The 13,938-nt window shown below is 40.0% G+C and carries 13 protein-coding genes; 9 read left to right on the top strand and 4 right to left on the bottom strand.

Annotation, left to right across the window (positions count from 1 at the left end; genetic code table 11):
- Positions 1 to 104 precede the first annotated feature (104 nt).
- Positions 105 to 1,073 carry a cysteine synthase A gene (gene cysK / locus QOL44_RS09905; protein ID WP_009058265.1) on the bottom strand — a complete coding sequence of 323 codons (969 nt, stop codon included), beginning with the start codon at positions 1,071 to 1,073 and terminating at the stop codon, positions 105 to 107.
- A 110-nt stretch (positions 1,074 to 1,183) separates the two neighbouring features.
- Here cysK and QOL44_RS09900 point away from each other — a divergent pair, with 110 nt between their 5' ends.
- From QOL44_RS09900 to QOL44_RS09885, 4 genes are all read left to right on the top strand, one after another.
- Positions 1,184 to 1,921: a metallophosphoesterase family protein gene (locus tag QOL44_RS09900; protein WP_009058266.1), complete on the top strand. Its 738-nt coding sequence runs from the start codon at positions 1,184 to 1,186 to the stop codon at positions 1,919 to 1,921.
- Positions 1,922 to 1,963: 42 nt separating this feature from the next.
- Complete coding sequence (locus tag QOL44_RS09895; protein ID WP_009058267.1) at positions 1,964 to 2,920, top strand: glycosyltransferase family 9 protein; 957 nt, start codon at positions 1,964 to 1,966, stop codon at positions 2,918 to 2,920.
- A gap of 82 nt (positions 2,921 to 3,002) precedes the next feature.
- On the top strand, positions 3,003 to 3,779 hold the full coding sequence (locus tag QOL44_RS09890; RefSeq protein WP_009058268.1) for a homing endonuclease associated repeat-containing protein: 777 nt from the start codon (positions 3,003 to 3,005) through the stop codon (positions 3,777 to 3,779).
- 102 nt (positions 3,780 to 3,881) lie between these two features.
- Entirely contained in the window at positions 3,882 to 4,964 is a 1,083-nt protein-coding gene (locus QOL44_RS09885) for a transporter substrate-binding domain-containing protein (protein WP_134372739.1), read from the top strand.
- Positions 4,965 to 5,033: 69 nt separating this feature from the next.
- Here the strand turns inward: QOL44_RS09885 and QOL44_RS09880 are convergent, their stop codons facing one another.
- Together QOL44_RS09880 and QOL44_RS09875 are read right to left on the bottom strand one after the other, a co-directional pair.
- The gene (locus QOL44_RS09880; protein ID WP_009058270.1) at positions 5,034 to 5,360 is read right to left on the bottom strand and encodes a hypothetical protein; all 327 of its coding nucleotides are present in this window, start codon (positions 5,358 to 5,360) and stop codon (positions 5,034 to 5,036) included.
- Between the two features lie 70 nt (positions 5,361 to 5,430).
- Positions 5,431 to 6,327 carry an NAD(P)-dependent oxidoreductase gene (locus tag QOL44_RS09875; protein ID WP_009058271.1) on the bottom strand — a complete coding sequence of 299 codons (897 nt, stop codon included), beginning with the start codon at positions 6,325 to 6,327 and terminating at the stop codon, positions 5,431 to 5,433.
- Between the two features lie 209 nt (positions 6,328 to 6,536).
- Between QOL44_RS09875 and QOL44_RS09870 the strand changes: the two genes are divergently transcribed.
- The 3 genes from QOL44_RS09870 to QOL44_RS09860 are packed head-to-tail and all read left to right on the top strand — an operon-like array spanning position 6,537 to position 11,510.
- Positions 6,537 to 9,728: an efflux RND transporter permease subunit gene (locus QOL44_RS09870; protein WP_009058272.1), complete on the top strand. Its 3,192-nt coding sequence runs from the start codon at positions 6,537 to 6,539 to the stop codon at positions 9,726 to 9,728.
- Between the two features lie 26 nt (positions 9,729 to 9,754).
- Positions 9,755 to 11,167, top strand: a complete 1,413-nt coding sequence (locus QOL44_RS09865) for an efflux RND transporter periplasmic adaptor subunit (RefSeq protein ID WP_009058273.1) — start codon at positions 9,755 to 9,757, stop codon at positions 11,165 to 11,167.
- The gene (locus tag QOL44_RS09860; protein WP_009058274.1) at positions 11,160 to 11,510 is read left to right on the top strand and encodes a hypothetical protein; all 351 of its coding nucleotides are present in this window, start codon (positions 11,160 to 11,162) and stop codon (positions 11,508 to 11,510) included. The genes QOL44_RS09865 and QOL44_RS09860 overlap by 8 nt, the downstream gene beginning before the upstream one ends.
- Positions 11,511 to 12,185: 675 nt before the next feature.
- Here QOL44_RS09860 and QOL44_RS09855 read toward each other — a convergent pair.
- A complete protein-coding gene (locus tag QOL44_RS09855; protein WP_009058275.1) occupies positions 12,186 to 12,416 on the bottom strand; it encodes a hypothetical protein in 231 nt (76 codons plus the stop codon).
- 33 nt (positions 12,417 to 12,449) lie between these two features.
- Here QOL44_RS09855 and QOL44_RS09850 point away from each other — a divergent pair, with 33 nt between their 5' ends.
- Together QOL44_RS09850 and QOL44_RS09845 are read left to right on the top strand one after the other, a co-directional pair.
- On the top strand, positions 12,450 to 13,409 hold the full coding sequence (locus QOL44_RS09850) for a 2-dehydropantoate 2-reductase (RefSeq protein WP_009058276.1): 960 nt from the start codon (positions 12,450 to 12,452) through the stop codon (positions 13,407 to 13,409).
- Positions 13,410 to 13,425: 16 nt separating this feature from the next.
- The gene (locus tag QOL44_RS09845; protein ID WP_009058277.1) at positions 13,426 to 13,902 is read left to right on the top strand and encodes a hypothetical protein; all 477 of its coding nucleotides are present in this window, start codon (positions 13,426 to 13,428) and stop codon (positions 13,900 to 13,902) included.
- Positions 13,903 to 13,938 lie beyond the last annotated feature (36 nt).

Below are 13,938 nucleotides of genomic sequence, written 5' to 3'. Positions count from 1 at the left end.
TTATTTTGGTACATTAAGAAAAGGTAAGAATCAGATTTGTAATATTTGATTTGTACTAAAACATATTTTAAAAGTATAACAAGTCAAGGGAAAAGATAAAAAATTTAGATAATACCACCTGCAAATTTTTTAGCCTGCTCTGCAAGGGCAGTACTTAAATATCTTTCTCCTGTGCTGGCTGCGATAGCTACAATCAATTTCCCTTTATTTTCTTTGCGCTTAGCAATTTCGATGGCGGCAAAAACAGTAGCTCCAGAAGAAATACCTGCTAGAATGCCTTCTTCGGAAGCAAGCCGTTGAGCCGTAGTGATTGCCTCTTGATCAGTTACTGTAAAGACTTCATCAATTATCTTAAGATTCAGATTTTTAGGGACAAAACCTGCTCCTATCCCTTGAATTTTATGGGGACCAGGCTTTAGAGGTTCCCCTCTAAGAGTCTGAGAAATGACGGGGGAGGCAGCTGGTTCAACGGCAACAGAATAAAACGATGATTTTCTTTTCTTTATTACCTCACTCACTCCTGTAATCGTGCCTCCAGTTCCCACACCAGCAACAAAAATATCTACTTTTCCCTCTGTATCATTCCAGATTTCTTCGGCTGTGGTCCTCCGATGGATTTCAGGATTAGCGGGATTGTCAAATTGTTGAGGGATCCAGCTATTTTCGGTTTTCGATGCAATTTCTATTGCTTTCTCGACCGCCCCACGCATACCTTGTTGAGCTGGAGTCAATATCAGACGAGCACCAAGGAGGGCTAGAAGAGTTCTTCGTTCTATACTCATGCTTTCGGGCATGGTTAAAATAAGAGGATAACCTTTGGCAGCCGCTACGAAGGCCAATGCAATTCCAGTGTTCCCAGAAGTCGGTTCAATGATCGTTGTCTTAGCGTCTATTTTCCCTTCTCTTTCCGCCTGATTGATCATTGCTATACCAATGCGGTCTTTGACACTACTCAAAGGATTGAAAAATTCACATTTAATAGCTACTTGTGCCTCCAGTCCTTGGGTCATTTTATTTAATCGAACCAAAGGCGTCCTTCCAATTGTCTCAATGATAGAGGGAAAAATACGCATAGAATTAACTCTAGTAATAAAATAGACTATCTATAGTCAAGAATAATGTTAGACAAAAAGAAAAACTTATCAACGGTTTCGTATTTCGAGAAAATTTATTAGATTGGAAAATGAAAATCGCTTTTTTAAGTGACATTCATGGGAATCTAGAGGCTTTGGAATCGGTTCTGGAAGAAATTGCCAAAATACAAGTAGATAAAATAATATGTCTTGGGGATGTGGTAGGCTATGGGGCCGAACCTTCTCGATGCTTACAAAAGATAAGAGAACAGGCTGAGATCATTCTCATGGGAAACCACGATTATTACTGTTCTTTGCCTCAAATCCCAGAAGCGATTGCAAATCAACTGAATCCTATCGCTCTGGAAGCCATACATTTTACCCGGTCGATTTTGTCTAAAGAAGAAAAGCAATGTTTAGCTTCTCTTCCCTTGATTTGGCAAAATGAAGATCTTATGGCTGTCCATTCTAATTTTCGTTCTCCTACTAGCTGGCAATATGTTTTGTCTAATGAAGAAGCAGAAGAAAATTTTCGAGCGACTTCATTCCGTATAGGATTTTTGGGACATACCCATATTGTAGCTCTCTTTGTACAAAATGATCATTCTGTTTTTCAGTTTCGGTTCAAAAGGCTATTTCTCAAAGAAAATTTCCGATTTCTACTTAATGTTGGAAGTGTTGGACAACCAAGAGATGGGGATCCAAGGGCCGCTTTTGTTGTTTATGAAACTGAAAGTTATGAGGCAACCCTCTACAGAGTAGCCTATGATATTGAAAAGTCTGCGCTAAAAATTAAAAATGCAAAACTACCCATCCAATTGGCCGAAAGACTCCGGTGGGGTATTTGAAAATGGATTTAGGTATTTAGCGATCCTCTTAGGACTAAAGAAATGAAAATTTTAATCATCAAATTAAGTTCCTTTGGAGATATTATTCAATGTTTTCCAGTAGCTAGTGGGCTGTTAAAAAAGTTTCTTTCGGCAAAAATCGATTGGGTCACATATGATAATTATAGAGAGCTATTCGAATATCAACCTTCCATATCTCGTGTCTTTACTATCCCACATTATTCCTCTTGTGGGATGGTAGAATCGTTGGTTCAGATTATCAAGCTGATTAGGACGCTTCAAAAAGAGCGTTATGATATGGTTCTTGATCTCCAGGGTCTTTTCCGAAGTGGTATTATCTGTGGTTTTAGTGGAGCAAAAAGAAAGATAGGGCCATGGAATGGGAGGGAAGGCTCTCTTTTCTTTTATAAGGAGCGGATTATGCCTCCCCCTCCTCCAGCTCAAGAAAGATATCTAGAGTTTTTGCGATACTTAGGAATCCAACCCGATCCTTATGCTTTTCAGTTGCCGTTGCTTCCGCCAATTTTAGATATAAAAGACTATATAGTCGTTCATCCCTACTCCCGGTGGCCTTCCAAAATTTGGCCTTGGAGAAACTATCAAGCCTTAACCCTACGGCTGCCTCAATTCCATTTTGTTTTTGTTGGGATAGGACCATGGTTTCCTGTCAATGAAGCTAATTGCACGGACCTTCGTGGAAAACTTCCTTTAGGAAAGCTAATTGCTTTATTAGGCAATGCCAAAGCTATGATAAGTGGGGATTCGGGCCCAGCTCATCTGGCAGCCGCTTTAGGATGTCCGACCCTTGTGATGTTTGGCCCTACGGATGCGGCAGAATCTCGTCCGATAGGGAGAAAAGTCTTTGTGCTTCAAAGCGATGTTTCTTGTTCCCCATGTTGGCATGCAAATTGCTTAAACAAAGAGTCTCCCTTACAATGTTTGTCAGGCATAACGGTAGAATTAATTGTAAAAAAATTAATGATTCTTTTGGAAAATTAATAGCTTATGGAAAGCTTGAATTTATTAAATTTATTTGACAAACGATATAAATTTAAAATATTTATCTTTCAAAGGTGATTCTATGAAACCCCAACCAATAGACCAAACTATAAAGAAAAATAAAGAATGGACCGAGGCAGTGGTTCTCGAGGAAATCAAAAAATGGCATGAAGCAGGTAAGCCTCTTTTTTCCCATTACATGAGGAAGCATTATCAGGAACTTCTTGCTGCTGCTGTTCGATATTTTGGCAATTGGGGGAAAGCGGTGGAAGCTGCTGGTCTATCTTATGATGAAATCCGTCGTTACAAGGCCTGGTCGAAAGAAAAGATTATTCAGATGATTCAACAGCTTTATCGCCAAGGTACTGATCTTTCTTTTCGATCCATGATGCTTGGAGAATACGCGCCTATGGTTTATGCGGCTATCCGGCCCAATTATTTTGGAAGTTGGAAAAATGCACTTCTAGCTGCTGGATTGGCACCTCAGGACATTTATAGATATAAATCTTGGAAAAACGAAAATATTCTTGAAGAAATTAGAAGATTGTATAAAGAGGGTGCGGACTTAAGTTCTAAGCAAATGGAAAAGAATGCAAGTTCTTTAATCGCTATTGCCCGAAGGAGATTTGGTAGTTGGTCTTCGGCAATAGAACAGGCAGGCTTGGATTACGATAAGATTCGTAACCGAAAAAGGTGGTCAAAAGAGCAGATTATTCAAGGGATAAGGTCGTTAAAAGAAAAGGGAATTTCATTAACGAGTACGAAGGTCAGAGAGGTTAATCCTGCTCTTTTTGCAGCCGCTTGTAAAAAGAGGTTTTTTGGGAGTTGGAAAAAAGCAGTGGAAAACGCTTTAAGTTGATTTTTTCCCCATTCCAAAGAAAAAAAGGTTGACATCTTTGCAAGAGAAAGTCAAAAGTGACCAGATCTTGCAGACGTGTTAAATCTGTATAAAAAAACTCTCTTGCGAAAGGCTTTATTAAGCTGTCTATTCTTCTTTTTTTCTTTTCACCTCCTATTTTTTTGTTCTGCTGAAGTCTCTCATCCCATAAAAACCCATATCCAGATTAGGGTTGCAACCAGAAATGACCCTCCATTTTCCGTTCGAGGTATAGATGGAGAATGGGAAGGAATTGCGGTTGACTTATGGAAAAGGATCGCTGCTGATCTCAATATTTCCTATGAATTTATCGAAATACCCGGTGACCAACAGGCCCTTATTCGAAGCTTACTGGATAAGAAAGTAGATGTGGTGGTAACAGGGATGGGAATCAACATTGAGCTTTTAAAAAAGCTTGCTTTTAGTTATCCCTTCCTTTCTTCTGGGTTGGGAGTTGCTTATAGATCAAGTCCAATTAGTTCTCTACAAGCAGTATATCGGTTTATGTTAAACCCAGAATTTGCCGTTGTTGTTTGTGGGATGACACTTCTGACATTGATCGCTGGATTTTTTGTTTGGATTTTTGAAAGAAAAAAAAACCCTCATTTTGGAGGCAGTTTTATTCATGGTATAGGTAATGCTTTTTGGTGGGCCGCTGTTACCATGACGACTATTGGTTATGGGGATAAAGTCCCCAAAACTGTCGGCGGTAGGACGGTAGCTATGGTTTGGATGTTTGTTGGGGTGGTCCTACTGTCTTTTTTTACAGCGTGGATTACAGCAGGGGTGGCTTTAGAAAAAGTCAGTTTGGATATTATTAAACTTAAAGATCTTTCTCAAATTCGTATAGCTGCTGTAAAAAATTCGATGGGCAGCAGTTATTTAAAAAAAAGGCAAATTCGAGCGACCCTGTTTGATACCTTAAATAGTGCTCTGGAGGCTCTTAAAGAGAAAAAAGTAGATGCTGTTCTTTCCGAATTAGAACAGTTACGGTATGTAATTCAAAAAGATTTTGGGGGAGAATTAGAGGTATCAGAAAAAACTTTTGTAAGAATTGATTATGCATTTGCCTTCCGACCTGGGGAAGAAATCCTTCAGCTAGTGGATACATGGATGATCTCTCATCTCAATGAATTGAAAATATCAGAGAACCATGAGAAATATTGACTCTAGGAAAACTTTTCCTAAGGCGTTGCTGGTTGGTTTTCTATAAAAAGGTAATTTGGTCGAAGTTTTTTAAAACAATCGAATACAAGCCAGAACAACAACAAAAAAAAGCCCATTTAAAAGGAAACCAACGATACAGGAAGGCCGAAACATCTCTTTTAATGAAAGACTAAGGCCACCAAACAGGATACCAAAAAAATTAGCGACAAGGCCCAGAAAAGTAAAAAAACCAATCAAAGCAGAGCTAAATTCTGTTTCACTACCACTTGCTCTTAATATCAACTCACTAAAACCAATAACTATCCAATACAACAAGGTTGCAATGGCTATGAGGAGGCTAATTCTTCTGCTCCAATGAGCCAAATGATCCAAAGACTTTTTTAATGCCTCCTCCATGCTTCAATGATGCAATAAAAATGGAAATTATTCAAGAGCAGAAAATATTAAAAAAAACATTTAAGTACTTCTAATCACTTAAAGGGGGAGGGACTTCACAACAATCGAACACTTCTGAAGAGATGGCGGCGAAATCAAGGTCAGCTTTCCCATGGTTCAATGCAGAGAGAAAGCGCCAGTACACCACGTCAAGATAAGGCAATGGAACCCTATAGGACTGTACTAAATCTCTTGCCAGTGTTGCATCTTTAAATCCAAGTTGTAATGTGAAACCTGGTTCGCGAAAGGCTTTTTTAACGATAAGTTGGCCGTAATTTTCATAGAGGGGTGAACGAAACAATGCTTGATTGACAGCGGAAAGAAAATCTTGAGGGAGGATTTTAGCTCTTTGAGCTAAACAGAAACTCTCGCTTAAGGCTTCGATAACGGTCATAATTAGAAAATTGCCCAAAATTTTTACAATATTCGCTTTGGCGGGGTCTTCCCCAAAATTAGAATAACCTCTTCCTAAGGCTTGGAAGATGGAGTGACATTTTCTCACAGCTTCTAGAGGTCCAGCGGTAATAATCCACAATTCTTTTCTTGCAGCTGCATCAGGACGACCAAACACAGGTGCTGAAACAAGAATCTGGTTTTTGGCTGCATGCATCCTTTGAATTTCTTGAATGACTTTCGGACTCACTGTGCTCATAGAGAGATGAATACCTTCTTTGGGTAATCCATGGATGATCCCCTCGCTGCCAGCTGTGATTTCTAATAATGCCTCATCATTGGCAAGCATAGTAATGACAACATCACTGCTTGTTGCCACTTCTTTGGGACATCCAAGAATTTTGGCACCGAAAGCTGCCAAAGGATCAGCTTTTTCTTTCGTACGGTTGAAAATAAAGAGTTCTTTTCCAGAGGCCAAAAGGTTTTGGGCCATTGGATATCCCATCTTCCCAGTACCTATAAAACCAATTTTCATTGAAGATTTTTATAGCAAGAAATTAGAAACAAATTACAAAATCGTTTTTCATCTATTTATGATTCCATTGAGTATTTAACACAAACCCTTTGAAATGGTGGGTAAAAAAAATTTTGATTTTTACAACATAATGGTATTGAAACTGCTATTGTCGAGAAGAAACTTATTTTAAGTTGAGGGGTTCTTTTTTTTAAGGGAAAAATAATATTATGCTCTGGCTGGTCAAAGTTGCTCTTAGAAAGCCTTATACAGTCGCTGTTATGGCAGCGCTCATATTTGTCATGGGGCTATTGACTATTGAAACAACTCCAACGGATATTTTCCCCGATATTGATATTCCCGTTGTGAACGTTGTCTGGTTTTATCAGGGTCTGACTCCAGAGGATATGACCAATTTCATTACTACCTTTAGCGAGTTCAATCTTTCCCAGTATGTGGATAATGTAGCCCGAATGGAGTCAAGAACTTATTATGGGCTTAATGTTATTCGCATGTATTTTCAACCAGGAGTCCCAATCGATCTGGCCGTTTCAGAAGCGGTATCGATCTGTCAGACGGTTATAAAAAGAATGCCCCTAGGAACCACCCCTCCTTATGTTTTGCGCTATTCTGCAGCTGAAGTCCCCGTTATACAGTTGGCTGTAAGTGGGAAAACAAAATCAAATGCCGATTTGTTCGATTATACCTGGTATATTTTTAGAAGAGAATTAGCTACGATTCGAGGAGCCACTTTCCCTCCACCTTGGGGGGGGACAGCGCGATTCATTCGTGTCGATGCTTATCCAGATCAGCTTTTAGCTAGAGGCATCACCGCTCAAGAATTAATGGAAGTAATCAATAACCAAGTTTTGGATTATGCTTCCGGAGATATCAAAATAGGAGATCGTGACTATTTAGTCTCTGTGAACAATGTCCCAACGAATGTTCAAGAGATGAACGACATTCCGATTAAAAAAGTCAATGGACAAATCGTTTATATGCATGACCTAGGGTATGTCAGGGATGGAGGCGCAGTCCAATGGAATTTTGCTCGGTATAATGGCATCCCTGCTGTGATTATGCCTCTTTTGAAAAACGGTATGGCATCGACTTTGGAGTTAGTCGCTAATCTAAAAAAACTGCTTCCGATTGCTAAAGCTTCAGCTCCTGAAGGAATTGAAATCAAAGAATTAATGGATCAATCAGTATTTGTCCGGGCTTCTGTAGAAGGAGTGGTTAAGGAAGGGTTGATTGCTGCAGGCCTTACGGGGATTATGATTTTAGTCTTTTTAGGGAGCTGGAGATCGACTTTGATCGTTTTAACTTCCATTCCTCTTTGTATTCTTGTGGCTCTTTTCATTCTTAGCCGCATGGGCAATACCATCAACATCATGACTCTTGGAGGGCTTGCTCTGGCTGTTGGAATTCTTGTGGATGATGCGACAGTGGAGGTGGAAAATATCCATAGAAATCACGGTATGGGAAAGCCTCTTATTCAGGCGATTCTCGATGGCGCTCAGCAGATTGCTAATGCGGCTTTTGTTGCAACGCTTTCTATTTGTATCGTATTTACTTCTGTAATTTTTTTAGAGGGGCCTCCAAAATATCTTTTTACTCCCATGGCCTTAGGGGTCGTCTTTTCGATGCTTTTCTCTTATTTTCTCTCAAGGACCCTTGTTCCTACGATGGCCAATATGCTTATTCGACAGGAAGAGATCATCGAGCATAAAAGGAAAATCGAGGGCAAACCAATCTCACGTTTTATGCGGTTTCATCACTGGTTCATGGAACGTTTTGAAGAGTTCAGGGATAATTATGGAGAGCTTTTGAAGTGGGCCCTGCATCATAAAGGAGCGGTGTTTTTACTCTTTGGTATCTTGGGTTTTGCTTCCTTTGTAGCTTTGCCTTTTGTAGGAGAAAATTTTTTCCCTCCTGTAGACGCTGGTAAGTTTAGGCTTCATGTTTTTACCCCGCCAGGAACAAGATTGGAAACAACAGCCAGAATTTTCAGTGAAATTGAAGAATACATAAAAAAGGAAATTGTTCCGGAGGAAGAAATTGATTCTATAGTGGACTTAGGAGGGCTTCCTTTTTGGTTTCCTGCAGGAATGGCTTTTGGTGATTATATCAATGAAGGGACATTTGACGGAGAGATTTTAGTATCGCTGAAAGAAGATCATCATTCCACATTTGCTTACATGAAAAAGATAAGGGAGAAATTGCCAAGGAAGTTCCCTGGATGCGAGTTCTTCTTCCAACCACCAGATATGGTCAATCAGATTCTTAACTTTGGTTCTGCTGCTCCAATTGATATACAAGTTGTAGGAAAAGACCCGGATATTACGTCTCGATTTGCAAAAGAAATCCAAAAAAAAGTAAAAAAGATCAAAGGAGCTGCTGATGTTACCATTTATCAAAAAAAACAGCCCTATCTGCATCTAAAAATAGATCGAATACGGGCGCTTGATTTTGGTTTAAATCAAAGGGAAATTGCTAACAACATTTTAAACCAATTGAGTTCAAGCTATGTGGTGGCACCTAATTATTGGGCAGATCCTAAAACAACCATCAATTATCCGGTGGTTGTTCAAACCCCCCAGCACTTGATTGACAGCCATAACTCTTTGCTCAATATTAATCTTCACCCGATAAAGGAATATTATTCTGATCTCCTTGCTTCGAGAGAAGAGACTCAGCTATTGAGTAACGTGGTTTCGGTGGAGCATACCCAAAAGGCTGCCGTTGTCAGCCATTATAATGTCAAGCCTATTTATAATGTTTTTGTTAATGTGCAAGGAAGAGATCTGGGAGGGGTAGTCCACGACGTCCAAAAAGTTATCAATAGCGTCAAAAAGGAATTGCCTCCAGCCTATGAAATCCATATTCGTGGACAGGCTGAAAGCATGCAGAATGCCTTTGGTCGTCTTGGCCTTGGCATTGTTTTTGCCATTTTGATGGTCTACTTTTTGTTAGTAGTCAATTTTCAAGGGTGGGTGGATCCTTTCATCATTCTGATGGCACTGCCGGCAGGATTTTGTGGTGTTATCTGGATGCTTTATCTTACTGGCACAACATTTAGTGTCCCCTCGCTTATGGGGATGATTATGACCGTTGGAGTCGCCACTTCCAATAGCATTTTGCTGATTACTTTTGCCAATGAAGAAATGAGAAATGGAGCCGATGCTCTTACAGCTGCTTGGATGGCTGGAAGAATTCGGCTTAGGCCGGTTCTTATGACGGCTGGGGCGATGATTCTTGGTATGCTCCCTATGTCCCTTGGACTTGGAGAGGGAGGAGAACAGAATGCACCTCTTGGTAGAGCGGTTATTGGAGGGATGATTTTTGCTACCATAGGAACTCTTTTTTTCGTTCCAGTCGTGTTCAGCATTATCCGTGGCAAGAAAACAAGTCCTACGGAATAGACAAAGCTTACAAATGGGTAGATTTTATGAGTAGTAAGGAGTTCGATGTGGGTTCGAAAATAAAAGACACTAAACGTGGCATATTAGAAAAACTATCACGGATCGTTGATAAAAAGCGTAAAGGGAGTGGGAAAAACCAAGAAGAGGAACCTACTCAGAATAAAGAACAGGACAATCTCTCTCCCACCATTCCTGAACCGCCTCCTATTAAAAAACGGGAACGACTAGAACCCATTTTAAAGAAAATCAAAAGTGGACCTGCTTTTATAGCTCTTTCTTTGGGAGCAATTCTTCTTGCTCTTTTTATTATAGGACTCATCCCAAGGCTGCATAATCAAGGAATACTGAAAAAATATGTGGCGATAGCGAATGAAATCCCTGTTTCTGTTATTAGCCCAAAGCTTGCTCCACCAATCACGGATTTAAGGCTTCCTGGGACAGCTAGAGGCTATTTTGAAACACCCATATGGGCAAGAGTCAACGGGTATATTAAAAATTGGTGGGTAGATATAGGGGATGAAGTGAAAGAAGGTCAACTAATGGCTGTAATTGATGCCCCTGACATTGATCGACAAGTGTTGGAGATGGAAGGGGTATTGAAATCAGCTGAGGCTAATTTGGAAATTGCTAGGATTTCTTTGGATAGATGGAAAGAACTAATTAAAACGCGTGCGGTTTCCCAACAGCAGCTCGATGAAAGGCAGGCTGCTTATGATGCTGCTCTTGCTCGAGTCAACGCCTCTCGAGGACAATATGAACATTGGAAAGAACTTCAAAATTTTGAAAAGATTTATGCCCCATTTAGTGGGGTCGTTACTGCTCGAAATATAGATATTGGCACGTTAGTGTCTCTGGGAAGTGATAAAGGAGTAAGAGAACTCTATCGGATATCAGTGACGGATGTCATGAGGGTGTATGTGGCTGTTCCTCAGAATTATGCTCCTCAGATCCAACTTGGTGCTTGGGCTGATGTTACTGCTTCGGAATTACCTGGGAAAATCTTCAAAGGGCTAGTTGTAAGAACATCGAAAGCGGTTGACCCGCTTTCTCGTACACTATTGACAGAAGTCGATGTCGGTAATCCCAATGGAGAGATTATTGTCAACATGTATGTAGATGTGACTTTCCATCTTCCAAGGACACAGGAAACCTATCTAGTCCCTGTCAATACAATAGTCGCAAGAGCGGATGGCAATTATGTGCTGAGTGTTGATGAACATCAGACAGTCCATTATAATAAAGTAGAACTGGGGAAAGATTTGGGACAATTCATTGAGATTCCTTCTGGACTTTCCAAAGATCAGAAAATTATATTGAATCCTCCTGAAATTCTTGAAGAAGGGGATAAAGTAGTGGTTGTGGACGATCTTTCTAAGCCAAAGCCTGATAAAATAAAAGAGAAAAAGTTATTACAAAAGGGAAAGCTAGCTCATGAATGATGACCAACAAGAAAATAGAAAGGTAGCAAGTGCGCCTTCGATAGAGACAAAGGGTGGGGTCGTTGCTTCTGAGACACCAGTTGCCTTTTTTACTATAGAATCTCCAGGAAGAAATTGGGTTTTCCCTTATTCAAGAATCCTTTTTGCTCATACCGATACCGAAGGCAATCGGTTTTTTCTCCGGACGATCAGTCATGATATCTGGATTAATGGTCAAAACTTACAAAAGGCTATTTCTTTAATCCAGCAGGAAAGATTGATGGATGTCAAGAAGGGGAGTAATGAAAATGGGAAAGTGGATTCGGTAGAAGTCATGGAAAATCCTGGTGGAATGTTTGCTTAAAGCAGTTTGTTAAGAAATCGCAATCTTGTTTGGTAGGGCGACAGGGAGAGATAGAACAATTCAGCTACACCTAAGGGCAAGAAAAGGCAATATGAGGCATGTATGACTCATAGGAACCTAGTGAAGTCGTGGGAAGTGGTACTGTGTTGGGCGTTTAAACGAGATCAAGGACTGACAATTCTCCTCTTGAGGCTAGAAGCTTAGAAATCTGGCTGAACATGAACATCGGCAAGAGTGGAGGAATCTATTCTATAGAGAAAGCCCACGATCGTAATCTTAACGCAGCGAACAATCTAAAGAATTTGGCCCTGAGGGCCATAGGCTTGAGCCTGTGAAGAGGAGATGACTATTGTCATAGTTGTCATAGGATAGTAGGATAAACATAAAACTATAGACTCAGAGAAACAAGAAAGCAGCTTTAAAATGGTTTAGAGAGACTTGAGGAGGTATTATGAAAGGGGTTAGAATGACGAAGGAAAATAAATTTAGTCTGGTTCCTTTCAACCCTTTTACTATTTTTATAAACCAGCGAGGAAAAGACGCATCCCCTTTAGGGGATTGAGATGAGAGCTCTAAATTAGATATTGACTTAGTACAACAAAAAGTTAACCTAAAATAAAGTCCGCATCGTGTGCTTCATCAAAAGATCTGATGTCCTGATGCGGCCATCTCTAATTAGTGATGCCCTGAAATATGGGATTGGGGAGTTGTTGGAATAAGAGTATAGTAAAAGTTAGACGTATCTACAACCCAGTCGCTGAAAAGAGGCAGTCCGCCGGGATGAATTGCTGGTGGTCGGGAAGTAGTAGTAGACTGGACACGGAGCACAGCTTTAAGCACCGTCAGTTCGCCGGTGGCTTCCCCTTGGGAACTGTCACAGGCTGTGCGTATTAGATAGATGTTCACCTGCTTTAGCGGGTTGAGGATATCACAAATACTATGTCGTTTGAATCATCTTTGGAGCATCCCGATAAAGGAAAGATTGCTGTCATAGGTGCTGGAGCTATTGGTTCGTTCTATGGAGGGCTTCTTGCGAAAGCTGGGTATGATGTCAATTTCTTGATGCGAAAGGATTATGAGATAGTTAAGGAAAAAGGACTTCTTATTGAATGGGGAAAAGAGAAGACCTTTCAGCTTTATCCAGTTAAAGTTTATACTAATACCAATCAGATTGGCCCTTGTAAGTGGGTAATTATTTCTCTAAAAACATCTGCAAATGATATTCTTTTTGAATTGCTACCCCCACTTCTTTCTTCTGAAACAGTCTTGGTTTGTTTCCAGAATGGCATAGAGAATGAAAAGTGGCTTTATGAGAATTTTGGACCTCGAACCATTATTGGAGGGATATTATTTGTGTGTATTAATCGAACGGGTCCAGGCAAAGTCACAAATTTTGGTTTTGGGAAAGTAGAACTTGGACAGTATAATGCCTTGCCTGGTAAAGAATTAAAGGATTTCGCAACGATGCTTAGTGCAGCTGGGATTGAAACAGAAATAGTCAACTCTTTGGAAGAAGCAAGATGGAAAAAATTGGTATGGAATATCCCTTTTAATGGGTTATCCGTTGCTGCTGGAGGGGTAGATGTAGCTGTGATTCTGGATAAGCCCGAACTTGCTTTAGCTGCTAGGGAATTGATGCAAGAAATTATCAAGGCGGCTAAAGCGCTTGGTTTTTCCATCACTAATGATTTTATTGAAACGCAGCTTTTTAGAACCAAAAAGATGGGACATTATAAACCTTCAAGCTTGTTCGATTTTTTAGAGCATAAACCTCTTGAGGTAGAAGCAATTTGGGGCAGGCCTTTAAAAAAAGCAAGAGAGAAAGGTCTTGAGCTTCCAAGGCTTCAACAGCTTTATGCGATTCTTGATTCGTTGAATTCCCTTAGTTCTAGGGACTGAGAGAAACTTGCTTGCGATGCAGGGCTTTTGGCTAAAAAAAAGAGTTAAACAAATAAACGTCATTTTTTGGGTATTGATTTTTAGTACTGGATGTACCAGGTTGTGGGAGAATAAACCAAATTTCATTCTCTCGATATATCATTACTTAGACTTCTATCCGGATAAAGATGTTCCTAATACAGATCTACCATTGGTGTTAAGAGAACGGAAAAAAGCCGTATCCCTTTTGCCTCCAATTCTTAAAGTTATAAGTAAAGAACATAAAGAACTATTAGTAACAAAAATTATTGTGAATAATTCAGTGGAAACAGAGTATTATTGCCAGCCGACCTATGATCCTGCTAATCCATGTAAAAAAATAAAAGTTTTGCCCAAAAAAATGGATTATGATGACGTTTTGCAAGTCTCACTTATCGGTTGTAAAGAAAGAATCAATAGTATTGTGATCGAATCTAATGCAGGAAGATGGGAGTATAGCCTGCCTCAAAACTGAATTTTATGATGACTGCCGGAAAACCCTACCTAGAGA

This window comes from Candidatus Methylacidiphilum fumarolicum, from assembly GCF_949774925.1.
Lineage (GTDB): Bacteria > Verrucomicrobiota > Verrucomicrobiia > Methylacidiphilales > Methylacidiphilaceae > Methylacidiphilum > Methylacidiphilum fumarolicum.
This window is presented reverse-complemented; position numbering and strand designations above follow the sequence as displayed.

What these genes read in the sequence shown, in the direction of transcription:
- QOL44_RS09845 (WP_009058277.1), top strand. Translation starts at nt 13,426, where the DNA reads ATGCAGGGCTTTTGGCTAAAAAAAAGAGTTAAACAAATAAACGTCATT.
- QOL44_RS09870 (WP_009058272.1), top strand. Translation starts at nt 6,537, where the DNA reads ATGCTCTGGCTGGTCAAAGTTGCTCTTAGAAAGCCTTATACAGTCGCT.
- QOL44_RS09895 (WP_009058267.1), top strand. Translation starts at nt 1,964, where the DNA reads ATGAAAATTTTAATCATCAAATTAAGTTCCTTTGGAGATATTATTCAA.
- QOL44_RS09890 (WP_009058268.1), top strand. Translation starts at nt 3,003, where the DNA reads ATGAAACCCCAACCAATAGACCAAACTATAAAGAAAAATAAAGAATGG.
- QOL44_RS09875 (WP_009058271.1), bottom strand. Translation starts at nt 6,327, where the DNA reads ATGAAAATTGGTTTTATAGGTACTGGGAAGATGGGATATCCAATGGCC.
- QOL44_RS09900 (WP_009058266.1), top strand. Translation starts at nt 1,184, where the DNA reads ATGAAAATCGCTTTTTTAAGTGACATTCATGGGAATCTAGAGGCTTTG.
- QOL44_RS09865 (WP_009058273.1), top strand. Translation starts at nt 9,755, where the DNA reads ATGAGTAGTAAGGAGTTCGATGTGGGTTCGAAAATAAAAGACACTAAA.
- QOL44_RS09860 (WP_009058274.1), top strand. Translation starts at nt 11,160, where the DNA reads ATGAATGATGACCAACAAGAAAATAGAAAGGTAGCAAGTGCGCCTTCG.
- QOL44_RS09850 (WP_009058276.1), top strand. Translation starts at nt 12,450, where the DNA reads ATGTCGTTTGAATCATCTTTGGAGCATCCCGATAAAGGAAAGATTGCT.
- QOL44_RS09880 (WP_009058270.1), bottom strand. Translation starts at nt 5,360, where the DNA reads ATGGAGGAGGCATTAAAAAAGTCTTTGGATCATTTGGCTCATTGGAGC.
- cysK (WP_009058265.1), bottom strand. Translation starts at nt 1,073, where the DNA reads ATGCGTATTTTTCCCTCTATCATTGAGACAATTGGAAGGACGCCTTTG.